Raw genomic sequence first — 13,961 nt, 5'->3', positions numbered from 1 at the left:
CAAGCCGGTGCCGCCGCCGGGTCGGATCAGTCGACGATGCCGTAGAGACGGTCGCCGGCGTCACCGAGGCCGGGCACGATGTAGCCCTTCTCGTCGAGACGCTCGTCGAGCCCGGCCGTCACGAGGCTGACGGGCACGTCGACCGCGGCCAGCTGCTCCTCGACGTGGCGGACGCCCTCGGGTGCGGCGAGCAGGGTGACGGCGGTGATGTGGGCGGCGCCGCGGCGCACGAGGAAGTCGATCGCGTCGACGAGCGTCCCTCCGGTGGCGAGCATCGGGTCGAGCACGTAGCACTGCCGGCCGGTGAGGTCGTCGGGCAGGCGCTCGGCGTAGGTCTCGGCCGCCAGCGTCTCCTCGTTGCGGATCATCCCGAGGAAGCCGACCTCGGCCGTCGGGAGCAGGCGCTGCATGCCCTCCAGCATCCCCAGGCCGGCCCGCAGGATGGGCACGACGAGTGGGCGGGGGTTGGAGAGGCGGACGCCCGTGGCCTCGGCGACGGGGGTCCGGACCGTGACCGGCTCGACGCGGACGTCGCGCGTGGCCTCGTAGGCCAGCAGCGTCACAAGCTCCTCGGCGAGCCGTCGGAAGGTCGGGGAGTCGGTCCGCGCGTCACGCAGCACCGTGAGCTTGTGGGAGATCAGCGGGTGGTCGGCGACGTGGACATGCATGGGACGAGCGTAGTGGTCGGTCGCCGCCGCGTCGCGGCCCCGGCGACGCCCCAGCCATGGCGACGACGGAGCACTCGTGGCCGCGGCGCGGGTCAGTCGGTCAGCAGGACCCGACGCACCCAGTCGTTGACGAACCGGTCGTCGGGATCGAGCCGCGTGCGCAGGGCTCGGAAGTCCTCGATCCTCTCCGGCCGGGGCGCGTGGTGGTGCAGCTTGCCCCAGTGCGGCCGGGCATCGAACGGGGCCAGCGCCTCCTCCAGCACGGCCGCGGCGCGGGCGGCCAGGCCCTCGCCGGAGAACCACGTGAAGTGGAAGGCCCACGTGTCCTGCCCGTGCTGCGGGCTGAGCCACAGGTCGTCCCCCGCCACGGCGCGAATCTCCGCCGTCTGCAGGGCCTCCGCGATGGCAGGGCCGACGTCCCGCAGGGCCTGGACCGCAGCCGCGCCGTGGTGCCGGGCGACGTGGTACTCCGACTGCGACTCGTCCCCGCTGCTGGGCATGAAGCCGGTGCGAAAGTGCGGCACCCTGTCTGCCCACCAGCCGGGCTCCCCGAGCTGGGGCGTGCAGTGGACCGGGTCGAGACCATCGATCGGGTGCTGCTCGCGGGTCGCGGATTGCAGGTCGGTGGGCAGCGGGACGTCCGCGTCGCCCTCGCGCCGCTTGAGCCACACCCGCGCCGGTGATCCGTCCCACCTCGTGAAGATGCTGACGCTGCGGGCGAGAGCGTGCAGCTCGTCCAGCCGTGTGCCGATCTCGTCCTCCGGGAGGCCCAGCAGGACGGTCTGGCTCCACGGTCGCTCGTCCTCCACGTCGAGCTCGAGCGCCGTGACGACGCCGAGCGCACCGAGGGACACGACGGCTCCCGCGAAGTCGGCGTCGCCACGTCGGACGGTGCGGACGTCGCCGGCCCCGGTGACCAGCTCCAGGGCGCGAACGTGGGTGGCCAGGTTCCCGGCGTCGCGACCGGACCCGTGGGTGGCCGTCGCGACGGCTCCGGCGACGCTGATGTGGGGCAGCGAGGCGAGGTTGGCCAGGGCCAGGCCGTGTGGCCGCAGCCCGAGCGCCACGTCCGCGTACGTGACCCCGCCGCCGACGCGGACGACCGTGTGGTCCGCTGCCGGGGTGACGTCGGTGAAGCGGTCCATCACGATCGCGTGCTCCCCGTCGGCCAGGTCGTTGAAGCTGTGTCCCGACCCGACGGCCCGTAAGCCTCTTTCCGTTTCCACGAGGCGTCGGACGTCGTCGAGGGAGGTCGGGCGGCTCGCCTCGCGGAAGCCGTAGGAGACGGTCCCGGACCAGTTGCGCGGTGGAGCGACCGCGGGCTCACTCATGCCTCGATGATCGCCCATCGACGGTCGCGCCGCCGGGGCCGGCCCTCCTGCGTCATCGTCGATCGGTCCGCCCGCGTGAACACCGGGGAAATTGGCGCTTCGCCTCTGGTCACGGTGCACGGCGCCTGTCACCATCGGGTGACACCTGGGAGGTCCGATGCCGCAGGACGACGACCTCGCGCTCGCGGCCTACCGCGACTCCGGGCAGTGGCAGCTCGTGGAGCTCCTTCCTGCTGTCACCGCCGACCTCGACGGACTCGTGCGGGCCCTGGACCGTTTCCCGTCGGACTGCGGCGTGCTCGGCCTGGTGGCCGGTGAGAACGCCTTCCTGCTGCTGCGCCGCTCGGGCACCAGCACCAGGGCGTTGCTGTCGGACGCTTCGGAGGTGACGGTCTGGTCGCTCGCCGAGGACGTCGCCGACGTGCTGGACCTGCCGGAGGCCGAGGACGACGACGTCCTGGAGCCGGTGGGCGCCCTCGACGTGCTCAGCGACCTCGGCATGTCGGCCGCCGACCTGCTCGACCTGTGCCTCGACGACGACCTCTGGCCGGAGGAGGCGCTCGCGGAGGTGGCGCAACAGCTCGGCTTCGGCGAGCAGTACGAGACAATCCTCGGGTGAACGACGTCGAGGCGATGCGCCGTGCCCTGCGACTCGCGCAGGAGGCCGCGGCTTCTGGCGACGTCCCCGTCGGTGCGCTCGTGCTGGATCCCTCGGGCGAGGTCCTGGGCGAGGGGTTCAACGTGCGAGAGCGTGACGCGGACCCCGCCGGCCACGCCGAGGTGGTGGCCCTGCGCGCCGCGGCCGAGCAGCGTGGAGGGTGGCGGCTGGACGGCTGCACCCTCGTCGTCACGCTCGAGCCGTGCACGATGTGTGCCGGTGCCTTGGTCAGCGCACGCGTCACCCGGCTCGTGCTGGGGGCCTGGGACGAGAAGGCCGGCGCGGTCGGCTCCCTGTGGGACGTCGTCAGGGACCGCCGACTCAACCACCGACCTGAGGTGACCACGGGGGTGCTGGCCGAGGACTCCGCTGAGCTCCTCCGCGCGTTCTTCGAGGACCGCCGCTGACCCGGGCCCGCCTCGACGGGCCGGGTGAAAAAACTCCTGGATCCACTTGTGCTCGTGACGGGGCTCACGTACGGTTCTCTTGATCAAACGTTTGAGCAGGCATGAGTCGTCGACGACCCTCGCCACGCTCGAGCGTGACGGAGACCCCGCTCACTCGGGGACGGACTCCGGTCCCCGCCCGCTCATCCGAATGGAGCACCAGATGCGCAAGTCCCTCACCGCGGCCGCTCTCGCCACCGCGGTCCTCGCACTGACCGCCTGCGGCGAGGCCGGGGGTGGGTCCGCCGAGACTGATGATGACCTCACCGTCGGCGTCGCCAACCTCGGCCTCAGCTTCCCGTTCCCGTCCTCGATCGGTGAGGGCATCAAGGCCAAGGCCGACGAGCTCGGTGTCACGCTCGTCGAGCTTGATGGGCAGGGCAAGACCGAGAAGCAGGCCAACGACGTCCAGGACCTCATCAACCAGCAGCCTGACGGCGTCCTGCTCCTGCCCGTCGACTCCGGTGTGGCCGTCGGCCTGGCCGACCAGCTCGAGACGGCCGAGATCCCCACCGTTGCCGTCGCGTCCCAGGTGGGCGATCCGACCGAGCGCGACCTCGAGGACGTCTACTCCTCGCTGGTGGCCCTCGTCACCCAGCAGGAGCTCGACGCGGGTGCCACGGCCGGCGAGCTCGCTCTCAAGGCCGTGCCCGATGGCGGTAAGCTCGCCGTCGTCGAGGGTGCCGCCGGGGCCGCCGAGGTGGAGCTGCGCTGGGCGCGCTTCCTGGACCCTGCCGAGGAGGCGGGCGTCGAGTACGACGTCGTGGCGCGCCAGCCCGGCGACTGGACCGCTGATGGTGCACAGTCCGCCTGCCAGAACATGCTCGCGAGTGATCCGGACATCGATCTCTTCTATGCCGAGAGCGACGACATGGCCGTCGGTTGCGCCAACGCGGTCGACTCGGCAGGTTCCGACGCGGAGGTCGTGGGCATCGGCGGTTCCAAGCTCGGTGTCGACGGGGTCGCCGACGGCAAGATCTTCGGCACCGTGTGCTTCAAGCCTCGCGATCTCGGCGAGCTCGCGATGCAGACGATCTATGACCACCTGACCGGCGAGACGGACGATACTGCACAGTTCGTCACCTACGAGACGCCCGCGATCGACGAGAGCAACGTCGACGACTGCGTCCCCCAGTGGTGAACCGACCGGTGAACCCGTCCTGACCGACAGTGATGACGCCGCCCCCGACCGACCGGAGACCGACATGAGCAGCCCAGACACGACGCGCCCTGTCCTGGAGCTCGTCGAGCTGACGAAGACCTTCCCGAACGGCACCCGCGCGCTCCGCGGGGTCGACCTGAGGGTCACTGCCGGCTCGGTCCACGGTCTGGTCGGGGCGAACGGTGCCGGCAAGTCCACCCTGATCAAGTGCGTCAGCGGTGTGCAGCCCCCCAGCGCGGGCGAGATCCGCTGGAAGGGCGAGCCGGTGCGTTGGCGCAACCCCGGCGAGGTCGTGGCGTCGGGCCTGGCCACGATCCACCAGCACGTGCCGCTCGTGCCGACCCTCAGCGCCTTGGAGAACGTCTTTCTCTCCGAAGGCGGACCGCACCGGATCACCCACGACATGCGGCGTCGCTTCGCGGCGCTCGTCGAGCGGCTGGGCTATGAGGTCGACGCCGAACAGATGGTGGGCACGATGCCGATCGGGTCGCGGCAGATGGTCGCGATTCTGCAGTCGCTCGCCATGGGTGCGGAGCTCGTCATCATGGACGAGCCCACCGCCTCGCTCTCGGAGTCCGAGCGACGGATCGTCCTGGACGCGGTGCGCCGCCTGGCCGCTGACGGCACCACCTTTGTGTTCATCTCGCACTTCCTGGACGAGATCCTCGACATCACCGACCACGTGACGGTCCTGCGCGACGGACGCGCCATCCTCGACCAGCCGACCGCGGAGCTGGACGAGTCCGAGCTCATCCAGGCGATCGCCGGGCGTGAGCTGCTCGCCGCCCAACGCCGGGTCGGCATCGACACCGAGGCCGGGGAGCCGGTCCTCAAGGTGCTCGACCTGGCAGCGGAGGTCGGCGTCCGTGACGTCTCGTTCAACGTCCGCGCCGGGGAGGTCGTCGGCCTCGCCGGTCTGCTGGGGTCGGGGCGCTCGGAGATCTTCAACGCGATCGTCGGTGCCGATTCCTCACGGTCCGGCGTGGTCGAGGTCGATGGCCGACGCGTGGGGCGCAGCCCCCGCGCCGCGGTGCGGGCGGGGATCGCCTACGTGCCCGAGGACAGGGTCGCGCAGGGGCTGCTCGTCGACCAGCCGCTGTGGAAGAACATCAGCCTGCCTGACCTGGACCGGATGTCGCTGCGTCGACTCCTGCCGCGAGTGCGGGACGAGCGCGCCCGAGCACGTCGGGCCATCGACGAGCTCGGCATCGTCGCCTCCGGTCCCGACGCCACCCCGAGCGAGCTGTCCGGCGGCAACGCCCAGAAGGTCGTCTTCGCCAAGTGGATGTACGCACCGACGAGAGTGTGGCTGCTCGACGAGCCCACGGCCGGGATCGACGTCGGCGCCAAGGCCGACCTCCTCGGCTTCGTCAGCCGCCTTGCCGCGGAAGGGGAGGCCGTCGTGGTCGCGTGCAGCGACTTCGAGGAGCTGCTCGCCGTGTCCACCCGGATCCTCGTGGTCCGGGGTGGGCGGGTCGTCACCGAGGTCAAGGCCGAGAACACCACCGAGGAAGAACTCATCACCCTGGCGCACGGGCTGGGGTCCATCCCACGAGAGGTCACCCATGCCTGAACAACGCACCGCTGTCGTGCGGCGGGAACGTTCCCTGCCCGGTTTCCTCCAGCTGGGCAACGCGGGAGTCGTCTACGCCTTCCTCGTCATCGTGGCCGTCCTCAGCGTCGCCACCGCGATGACCGGACGCCCGAGCTACGTCTCCCCGGACAACATCTCCAACGTGCTCGACCAAGCGGCCTTGCTCGGCATCATCGCCGTCACCACGACGATCGTGTTGATCTCGGGCAACTTCGACCTGTCCGTCGGTTCCGTCGCTGCTCTGGGAGCGGCGACCTGTCTGGTCCTGATGCCCACGTTCGGCTTTTGGGGCGCGTTCGTCGTCGCTCTGCTGGTGGGCGCGGCCGTCGGCCTGTTCAACGGGCTGGTGGTGCAGTTCATCGGCATCAACGCCTTCATCGTGACGTTGGGAACGATGACCGCCGTTCGAGGAGTCGTCCTCATCCTGACCGACGGCCGCACCATCACCGCCGAGGAGGGCGCCGCGCGCGACGGTCTGCGTGCCCTGGACTCCTCGCGGTGGGTGACCCCCAATCTGTACCTGATCATCGGTCTCGCGCTGCTGCTCTGGGCGGCCTGGCGGTGGTGGTCGGCGCGCCGCGCCGACCAGCCGACGAACCGTGCCGACGTCCTCGTGCCGGCTGTCGTCGGTGTCCTGCTCGTGGTCGTGTCGCCGGTCATGGTCCTGACGCTCCAGCTCAGCCAGCGCGCCACCTACCTGCTGCTGCTGGTCGCCGGTGCGGCCCTGGTGTTGCGCTTCACCACGATCGGACGCCGTCTCTACGCCACCGGCGGCAACCCCGAGGCTGCCCGGCTGTCCGGCATCGCCGTCGACCGCTACCGGGTCGTCGCGTTCGTGCTCAACGGTACGGCGGCCGCGTTCGTCGGAGTGCTCTACGCCTCGCGCCTGACCTCGATCAACCCCACAGCGCTCAACGGCTTCGAGCTGACGGCGCTCGCCGCGGCGATCCTGGGTGGCACGTCCCTGTTCGGCGGGCTCGGCAGCGTCACGAAGTCGATCATCGGCGCGCTGATCCTCACCACGCTCGCCAACGGGTTCAACATCCTCAACCTCGGCGCGAACTACCAGGGCCTCATCCAGGGTGTGGTGCTGATCGTCGCGGCCGGCATGTACACGGTGGCCATCCGACGTCGTCAGCGCACGAAGCTACGCACGGTCGACGCCTCCACGAGTGGCTCCACGACGCCGCCGGAGACCGAGCGTGAGGCCGACCTCGTCGTCAGCGCCTCGGACACCAAGCGATGAAGGCAGCAGTCCTGCACAGCGTTCTCGCCCCGGGGCGTGAGGCCGACTACGACCAGGAGCATCGGCAGGTCCCCGAGGACCTTCTGGTGGCGCTGCGCGGAGCCGGGGTGCGCGACTGGGTCATCTGGCGTGATGGGCGGGACCTGCTCCACGTCGTCGACACCGACGACTTCGACGCGGCCGCCCAGCGGATTGCGGGGGACCCGGCGGATGTCCGTTGGCAGGCCCGGATGGTCAACCTGGTCGAGGGCTTCACCGAGGTCGACTCGGTGCCGACGCTGGCGGCGCCGCACCTCGTGTGGTCGATGCGCCGGCAGGAGACAGGATGATCGACGGACACCGGGTGATCGACGCGCACCAGCACCTGTGGGACCTGGAGGCCGGCGAATACTCGTGGCTCACGCCCGAGGCCGGCCCCATCCACCGCAGCTTCGCGGTCGAGGACGCCGAGCCGCTGGTCGCCGCCAGCGGGGTGGACCACGTCGTGCTCGTGCAAGCTGCGGGGACACTGGCCGACACACGTGCCATGGTCGACGTCGCCGACCACTGGGACCGGGTCGTGGGGATCGTCGCCTGGGCGCCCCTCGTGCACGAGCGGGAGACTGCCGCGGTGCTGGAGGACTACGCGCAGGACCCGCGCATCGTCGGCATCCGCCACCAGAACCATGACGAGCCCGACCCTGACTGGCTCCTGCGCGAGGACGTCGGGCGGGGCCTGGCCCTGGTGGAACGCTCCCGGCTGGCCTACGACGTCATCGCCGTCGTCCCCCGGCACCTGGAGCTGGTCCCGCTGCTCGCCGAGCGGTTCCCGGAGCTGCCCCTGGTCATCGACCACCTGGCCAAGCCACCGGTGGGCAGAGGGGACCTGGCCGGTTGGGCCGAGGCCTTGCATCGTGCTGCCGTGCATCCGCAGGTCAGCGCCAAGCTCTCCGGCCTGGACACCGCTGCCGGCCCCGGGTACACGGCGGCGGACCTGCGTCCGGCACTCGACATCGCCCTGGAGGAGTTCGGGCCCGCCCGACTGATGTTCGGGACCGACTGGCCGGTCAGCGACCTCGCCGACGGTTACGCGCGGTGGTGGGACGTCCTGGGCGAGCTCCTCGCCCCGCTCTCGGCGCCCGAGCGCGCCTCGATCCTCGGCGGGACAGCCGCCGACGTCTACCGCATCCAGCAGGAGGTGACCGCATGAGTGGCTCGGAGATCTGGGCTGACGTCGCTGCCGACGTCGACCTCACCGTCGCGCCGGAGCAGCGACGCCGCATCGGCGTCGTCGGCGCGGGCGCCATCGTCGACAACGCCCACCTGCCGGCCTACGCCGCCGCCGGGCTCGAGGTCGTCGCGATCCACGACCTCGACGCCGATCGAGCCGCCGACGTTGCGGCCCGGCACGGCATCGCAACGGTGCACAGCACGCTCTCGGCCATGCTCGACGACCCGTCAGTCGAGGTCGTCGACGTCGCTGTCGTCGCGCACGCGCAGCCGGACATCGTCCGTGCCACCGTGGCCGCCGGAAAGCACCTGTTGTGCCAGAAGCCGTTCACCCCGGACCTGCAGACCGGTCGTGAGCTGGTGGAGCTGGCCCGTGCGGCCGGTGTGCACATCGCGGTCAACCAGCAGATGCGCTTCGAGGAGGGCATCGCCGCGGCCCGCTCCATGGTCGAGCGCGGGTGGATCGGCGAGCCGACGGCCATGGAGTTCCGCACCAACATCGCCACCGACTTCTCCCAGTGGCCCTGGCTGCTCGCCTCAGAGCGGCTCGAGGTCAGCTACCACTCGATCCACTACCTGGACTCGATCCGTTCCATCCTGGGTGACCCCGAGCGGGTCTTCTGCCACGGTGGACGCCGTCCGGGCCAGGCGCCACGGGCGGAGACCCGGACGATGTCGACGCTCGTCTACCCGGACGGCGTCGGCGCCGTCCTGCACGTCAACCACGAGAACATCGCGGGGGACGTGCGCGCGGAGTTCCGCATCGACGGCTCGGAGGGATCGATCCGCGGGACCATCGGTCTGCTCTATGACTACCCCCACGGCCGACCGGACACGGTGGAGCTGTTCAGCCGGGTCCTGCCCACCGACGGGTGGCTGCCCTACCCCGTGACCCGGCGGTGGATCCCCGACGCGTTCGTCGGTCCCATGGCCGGCCTCCTCGCCGCGGTTGCCGAGGGCGGCGAGGCTCCCACCGCGGCGGCCGACAACCTGCACACGCTCGCGCTCGTCGAGGCTCTCTACGCCTCGATGCAGACCCGCGAGGCACAGAAGGTGGAAGCGTGAGCGCCGGGCAGACCGTCCTGGTGACCGGCGGCGCCGGGGGGCTCGGCCTTGCCTGCGCCCTTCGGCTCGCCGGGCCCGGCACGTCACTCGTGCTGGCCGACCTCCCCTCGGAGCGTCTGGAGCGGGCTGCGCGGGAGCTGTCAGAGGCGACCTCCGCCACCGGTGCCACCGTGCACGCCCTCGATGTCGACCTGTCCGACCGGGAGCAGTGCCGGTCTCTGCCGGCCAAGGCCGTCGCCGTGACCGGGTCCTCCCGGCTGGACGTGCTCGTGAGCGCCGTCGGCATCATGCGGACCACTCCCCTGGCTGCGCTCGCTGCCGAGCAGTGGGATCGGACGCTGGACGTGAACCTCGGTGGCGTGGTCGCCACCGTGCAAGGGGCCGCGGAGCTGATGGAGGCCGGCAGCATCGTGCTGGTCTCCTCGGTGGCCGGCCGGTCCGGCCGTCCTGACGCGGCGGACTACGCGGCCTCCAAGGCTGCCCTGCTCTCGTTGACCAAGTCCGCGGCCCTCGCCTACGGCGCCCGGGCCCGGGTCAACGCCGTCTGTCCGGGCGTCTTCCTCACCGACATGTGGGCCGGCATCATCCGTGACCGCGACGTGGAGTTCGGGCCAGGCGCCGGCGAGCGGTACCTCGCCGAGCTCGCCGGGCGCACGGCACTCGGCCGCGTGGGCCAGCCCGACGAGCTCGCGCGAGTCGTGGCCTTTCTTGCCGGCGAGGAGTCGGCCTTCGTGACCGGACAGGCGATCAACGTCGACGGTGGACTGGAGATGCACTGATGACCAACCACACGCCCGCGCGCGGTCTGGACCTGCTCGCCGAGCTCTACGGCGACCGTGAGATGGCGGGTGTCTTCTCGGCCGGTAGCGCGATCGACGGGTGGAAGCGGGTCGAGTCCGCCCTGGCCCATGCCCAGGGCCGGCTCGGCATCATCGACCCCGAGCGCGCCGCCGCCATCGAGCAGGTGTGCGCAGACCCCGAGAGCGTCGATGCTCAGGCCCTGTGGGAAAGCGCCCGCAACGTCGGCTACCCGATCCTCGGCCTCGTCCGCCAGCTCGACGCGGCGTTGGAACCGCAGCACCGGGGGAGTCTGCACCTCGGCGCGACGACGCAGGACATCATGGACAGCGGGCTCGCGCTCCAGCTCGACGTCGCGATGGACGTGCTGGAGCGCCGCCTCGGCGCCCTGGGTGACGCCCTGGCCGTGCACACGACGGACCACGCGGCGACCGTCATGGCTGGCCGCACCCACGGGCAGCAGGCAGTGCCGACGACCCTCGGCGCCAAGCTCGGCGTCTACCTCGCCGAGGTGACCCGCCACCGTTCGCGGCTGCTCGCCTGTCGTGACGATGTTCGGAGAGTGTCGTTGTTCGGCGCCGGCGGCACCTCCGACGCGCTGGGCGACCGCGCCCCCAAGATTCGCACGATGGTCGCCGAGCGCCTCGGACTCGTGGACTCCACGGTGCCGTGGCACGCGGCTCGGGACTCCATCGTCCACGTCGCGGCCGTGTGCGTCGGCAGCGCCACGACCGTCTCGCGTCTCGCCCGCGAGGTCACCGACCTCTCGCGCACCGAGATCGGCGAGGTGACCGAGGCGGTCGGCCATCACCGGGGTGCCTCCTCGACCATGCCCCAGAAGGCGAACCCCATCTTCAGCGAGTCCATCATCGGCTTCGCCGTGTCGGCCCGCTCGACGCTGACCGGTCTCTCCAGGGCGGCCGAGGTCGGTCACGAGCGATCGGCCGGGGAGTGGCAGGTCGAGTGGTCGTTGCTGCCGTCGTTGTTCGTCGACACCGGCTCCGCACTGTCCCTGGCGATCGAGCTGGTGCGGACCCTGGCGGTCCATCCCGCCCGGATGACCGCCAACCTCGACGCCGACGGCGGACTCATCATGAGCGAGTCCGCCATGATCGCCCTGGCACCGCACCTGGGCCGTGAGCAGGCGCACGACGCCGTCTACGCCCTGGCCCAGCAGGCTCGGCGCGACGGCGCCACGCTGCGCACGGTCCTCGCCGACTGGCTGGCCGAGCACCCCGACCTGCCCACGATCGAGCTCGACGCCAGGAGTGCCACGGGTGATGCCGAGCGCATCGCGACGTGTGCGGTCCAGGACTGGCGCCACGAGCTCACGACCCACCCACGACCCTGGAAGGACCTCGCATGAGCGACCCCACGAGGATCAGCACCGTGTCACGCGGCTTGGACGACTTGACCGCGATGTGGCGCATCCGCGCCCTGGAGGAGAAGACCCGCGACCTTCGGCTCGCCGAGGAGGTGGTGGGATCGGTGCACCTGGCAAATGGCCAGGAGGCCATCGCCGTGGGGGCGTGCAGCCGTCTGCGGCCCCAGGACGCGCTGTACGCCACGTACCGGGGGCACGGCTGGGCCGTGGCGCGGGGTGTCCCGCCGCGCGAGATCTTCGCCGAGATGCTCGGCCGCGTCACCGGCGTCAACGGTGGTCGAGGCGGATCGGCGCACTTCTCTGCGCCGCAGCACGGCTTCCATGGCGAGAACTCGATCGTCGGTGCAGGCGCCCCCATCGCTGTGGGGGCCGCGCTCGCAGCGCGCCACGACGGCAGCGGGCGGGTGGCGATGACGGTCTTCGGCGACGGTGCCATGAACCAGGGCGCGGTCACCGAGGCGATGAACTTCGCTGCCGCGTTCGGCCTCGGGGTCGTGTTCATGTGCGAGAACAACCGGTACTCCGAGCTGACGCCGATCAACGACATGGTGGCGAACACGGACCTGTCGCAGCGGGCGACTGCGCTCGGCATCCCGGCCGTCCGCATCGACGGCAACGATCTCGCGCAGGTCCGTACCGCGGTGCAGCTGTCGGTCGAGTCCGCCGCAGCCGGCCGCGGGCCCTCGTTCATCGAGGCCCACACGCAGCGGATCGTCGGCCACTACATCGGCGACGCCGAGCAGTATCGCCCGGTCGGTGAGCTGGACGCGGACCGAGAGGTCGAGCCGATCGCCGCGCTGAGCCGCCGCCTGCTCGCCGCCGGCGTCGTCGAGCAGACCATCGAGCGCTGCGAGCAGCGCGCCCGCGAGGAGATGGATCGCGCCGCCGACGCCGCCCTCGCGGACCCCTTCGTCGACCCCTCCACCGCCAAGGAGCACCTGTATGCCTGAGATTGCCAAGCTCAACACCGGCGGTGCCGTCAACGCCGCCCTCGCCCGCGCGCTGGAGGAGATGCCCGAGACCCTGCTGTACGGGGAGGACCTGGCCAAGCCGGGCGGCGTCTTCGGGGTGACCCGGGGCCTGCAGAAGCGCTTCGGGGATCGCGTCTTCGACACCCCGATCAGCGAGACGGCGATGCTGGGGGCAGCGGTGGGCGCGGCGAGCTTCGGTCGTCGTCCCATCGTCGAGATCATGTGGATCGACTTCTCCCTCGTCGCGTTCGACCAGATCGTGAACCAGGCGGCGAACGTCCGCTACGTCTCGGAGGGCCGCACCACGGCACCGCTGACGATCCGCACCCAGCAGGGCAACGCGCCCTCGGCGTGCGCGCAGCACTCGCAGAACCTCGAGGCCCTGCTGCTGCACGTGCCCGGCATCCGGGTCTGCATGCCGCGCACCCCGCAGGACTCCTACGACGTGCTGCTCTCGGCCATCGCGTGCGACGACCCGACGGTGGTCATCGAGAACCGCACGCTCTATGCAGGCAGCAAGCAGGAGGTCACCACCGGCGGGCCCATCGCGCCCATCGGCGGGCACCGCCGTCCGCACCGCGGCGACGACGTCACCGTCGTGACGTGGGGTGCCATCACGCAGAAGGTCCTCGACGCCGCCGGCCGCGTGGAGGCCGACGGGATCGGGGTCGACGTCATCGAGGCGGTGTGGCTCAACCCCTTCGACGACGAGGCGGTCCTGGAGAGCGTCGGCCGCACCGGACGCCTGGTCGTGGTCCACGAGGCGGCCCGCACTGGGGGCTTCGGCGCCGAGGTCGTCAGCCGCGTGGTCGAGTCCGGGGCACGCCTGGCGGTGCCGCCGCGACGGGTCGGCCTGTTGGACTCGCGGATCCCTTCCGCGCCTCAGCTCGCTGCCGCACTGCTGCCGCAGACCGCCGACATCGAGACGACCCTGCGCGAGGTGGTGCGCTGATGCTGGGTGTGTGGCACTTCAGCTTCACCGTCGCTGACATCGACCTCTCGGTGGACTTCTACGCTGGGGTGCTCGGGATGAAGCTCGTCCACCGCCAGGATCAGGACAACGACTACACGCGCCGGCTGGTCGGCTTCGACGACGCGTCGCTGCGCATCGCGCAGCTGGCCGTGCCAGGGCAGCCGCGGGACGTCTCCACCCACGACCTGGAGCTGGTCCAGTACGTGGTCCCGGCCGGTGAGCCGTACGAGCCGGGGCGGAACCGTCCGGGTGCCTCCCACCTGGCCTTCTGCGTGGAGGATGCGGTGGCCGAGCACGCCCGGCTGGAGCGGCTGGGAGTCCGTTTCGTATCTGCCCCGCAGGCCATCACCGAAGGACGCAACCGCGGCGGCTACACCTGCTACTTTCTTGACCCGGACGACATCACGCTCGAGCTGGTGCAACCGCCTCCGGCCTGAGGCCGGAGAGGGGAGGCGA

General features: G+C 71.1%; 15 protein-coding genes. 13 read left to right on the top strand and 2 right to left on the bottom strand.

What is annotated here, in order from left to right:
* Positions 1-26 precede the first annotated feature (26 nt).
* Together upp and ACHAAC_RS09420 are read right to left on the bottom strand one after the other, a co-directional pair.
* Complete coding sequence (gene upp, locus ACHAAC_RS09425) at positions 27-668, bottom strand: uracil phosphoribosyltransferase (RefSeq protein WP_435715871.1); 642 nt, start codon at positions 666-668, stop codon at positions 27-29.
* 92 nt (positions 669-760) lie between these two features.
* A complete protein-coding gene (locus tag ACHAAC_RS09420) occupies positions 761-1,999 on the bottom strand; it encodes an FAD-binding protein (RefSeq protein WP_435715870.1) in 1,239 nt (412 codons plus the stop codon).
* A gap of 157 nt (positions 2,000-2,156) precedes the next feature.
* On the opposite strand from ACHAAC_RS09420, the gene ACHAAC_RS09415 reads away from it, so the two are divergent.
* From ACHAAC_RS09415 to ACHAAC_RS09355, 13 genes are all read left to right on the top strand, one after another.
* On the top strand, positions 2,157-2,618 hold the full coding sequence (locus tag ACHAAC_RS09415; protein ID WP_435715869.1) for a tRNA adenosine deaminase-associated protein: 462 nt from the start codon (positions 2,157-2,159) through the stop codon (positions 2,616-2,618).
* On the top strand, positions 2,615-3,064 hold the full coding sequence (gene tadA / locus ACHAAC_RS09410) for a tRNA adenosine(34) deaminase TadA (RefSeq protein ID WP_435715868.1): 450 nt from the start codon (positions 2,615-2,617) through the stop codon (positions 3,062-3,064). The genes ACHAAC_RS09415 and tadA overlap by 4 nt, the downstream gene beginning before the upstream one ends.
* Before the next feature lie 202 nt (positions 3,065-3,266).
* Complete coding sequence (locus ACHAAC_RS09405) at positions 3,267-4,244, top strand: sugar ABC transporter substrate-binding protein (RefSeq protein WP_435715867.1); 978 nt, start codon at positions 3,267-3,269, stop codon at positions 4,242-4,244.
* A 64-nt stretch (positions 4,245-4,308) separates the two neighbouring features.
* A complete protein-coding gene (locus tag ACHAAC_RS09400; RefSeq protein ID WP_435715866.1) occupies positions 4,309-5,838 on the top strand; it encodes a sugar ABC transporter ATP-binding protein in 1,530 nt (509 codons plus the stop codon).
* Positions 5,831-7,105: an ABC transporter permease gene (locus tag ACHAAC_RS09395; RefSeq protein WP_435715865.1), complete on the top strand. Its 1,275-nt coding sequence runs from the start codon at positions 5,831-5,833 to the stop codon at positions 7,103-7,105. The genes ACHAAC_RS09400 and ACHAAC_RS09395 overlap by 8 nt, the downstream gene beginning before the upstream one ends.
* The gene (locus ACHAAC_RS09390) at positions 7,102-7,434 is read left to right on the top strand and encodes an L-rhamnose mutarotase (RefSeq protein WP_435715864.1); all 333 of its coding nucleotides are present in this window, start codon (positions 7,102-7,104) and stop codon (positions 7,432-7,434) included. Before ACHAAC_RS09395 ends, ACHAAC_RS09390 begins: the two co-directional genes overlap by 4 nt.
* A complete protein-coding gene (locus ACHAAC_RS09385) occupies positions 7,431-8,294 on the top strand; it encodes an amidohydrolase family protein (protein WP_435715863.1) in 864 nt (287 codons plus the stop codon). Before ACHAAC_RS09390 ends, ACHAAC_RS09385 begins: the two co-directional genes overlap by 4 nt.
* The gene (locus ACHAAC_RS09380; RefSeq protein WP_435715862.1) at positions 8,291-9,379 is read left to right on the top strand and encodes a Gfo/Idh/MocA family protein; all 1,089 of its coding nucleotides are present in this window, start codon (positions 8,291-8,293) and stop codon (positions 9,377-9,379) included. Before ACHAAC_RS09385 ends, ACHAAC_RS09380 begins: the two co-directional genes overlap by 4 nt.
* Complete coding sequence (locus ACHAAC_RS09375; RefSeq protein WP_435715861.1) at positions 9,376-10,158, top strand: SDR family NAD(P)-dependent oxidoreductase; 783 nt, start codon at positions 9,376-9,378, stop codon at positions 10,156-10,158. Before ACHAAC_RS09380 ends, ACHAAC_RS09375 begins: the two co-directional genes overlap by 4 nt.
* Positions 10,158-11,543: a class-II fumarase/aspartase family protein gene (locus ACHAAC_RS09370; protein WP_435715860.1), complete on the top strand. Its 1,386-nt coding sequence runs from the start codon at positions 10,158-10,160 to the stop codon at positions 11,541-11,543. Before ACHAAC_RS09375 ends, ACHAAC_RS09370 begins: the two co-directional genes overlap by 1 nt.
* The gene (locus ACHAAC_RS09365; RefSeq protein WP_435715859.1) at positions 11,540-12,511 is read left to right on the top strand and encodes a thiamine pyrophosphate-dependent dehydrogenase E1 component subunit alpha; all 972 of its coding nucleotides are present in this window, start codon (positions 11,540-11,542) and stop codon (positions 12,509-12,511) included. Before ACHAAC_RS09370 ends, ACHAAC_RS09365 begins: the two co-directional genes overlap by 4 nt.
* Positions 12,504-13,484 (top strand): alpha-ketoacid dehydrogenase subunit beta, encoded by a 981-nt coding sequence (locus ACHAAC_RS09360; protein WP_435715858.1) that lies wholly within the window; start codon positions 12,504-12,506, stop codon positions 13,482-13,484. Before ACHAAC_RS09365 ends, ACHAAC_RS09360 begins: the two co-directional genes overlap by 8 nt.
* Positions 13,484-13,942 carry a VOC family protein gene (locus ACHAAC_RS09355; RefSeq protein ID WP_435715857.1) on the top strand — a complete coding sequence of 153 codons (459 nt, stop codon included), beginning with the start codon at positions 13,484-13,486 and terminating at the stop codon, positions 13,940-13,942. Before ACHAAC_RS09360 ends, ACHAAC_RS09355 begins: the two co-directional genes overlap by 1 nt.
* The last annotated feature ends 19 nt before the right edge of the window (positions 13,943-13,961 follow it).

The sequence above is a fragment of the Aeromicrobium sp. CF4.19 genome, from assembly GCF_051262555.1.
GTDB lineage: Bacteria > Actinomycetota > Actinomycetes > Propionibacteriales > Nocardioidaceae > Aeromicrobium.
Note: the sequence above shows the minus strand (reverse complement) of the source record. Positions and strands in the feature narration are given on the sequence as shown.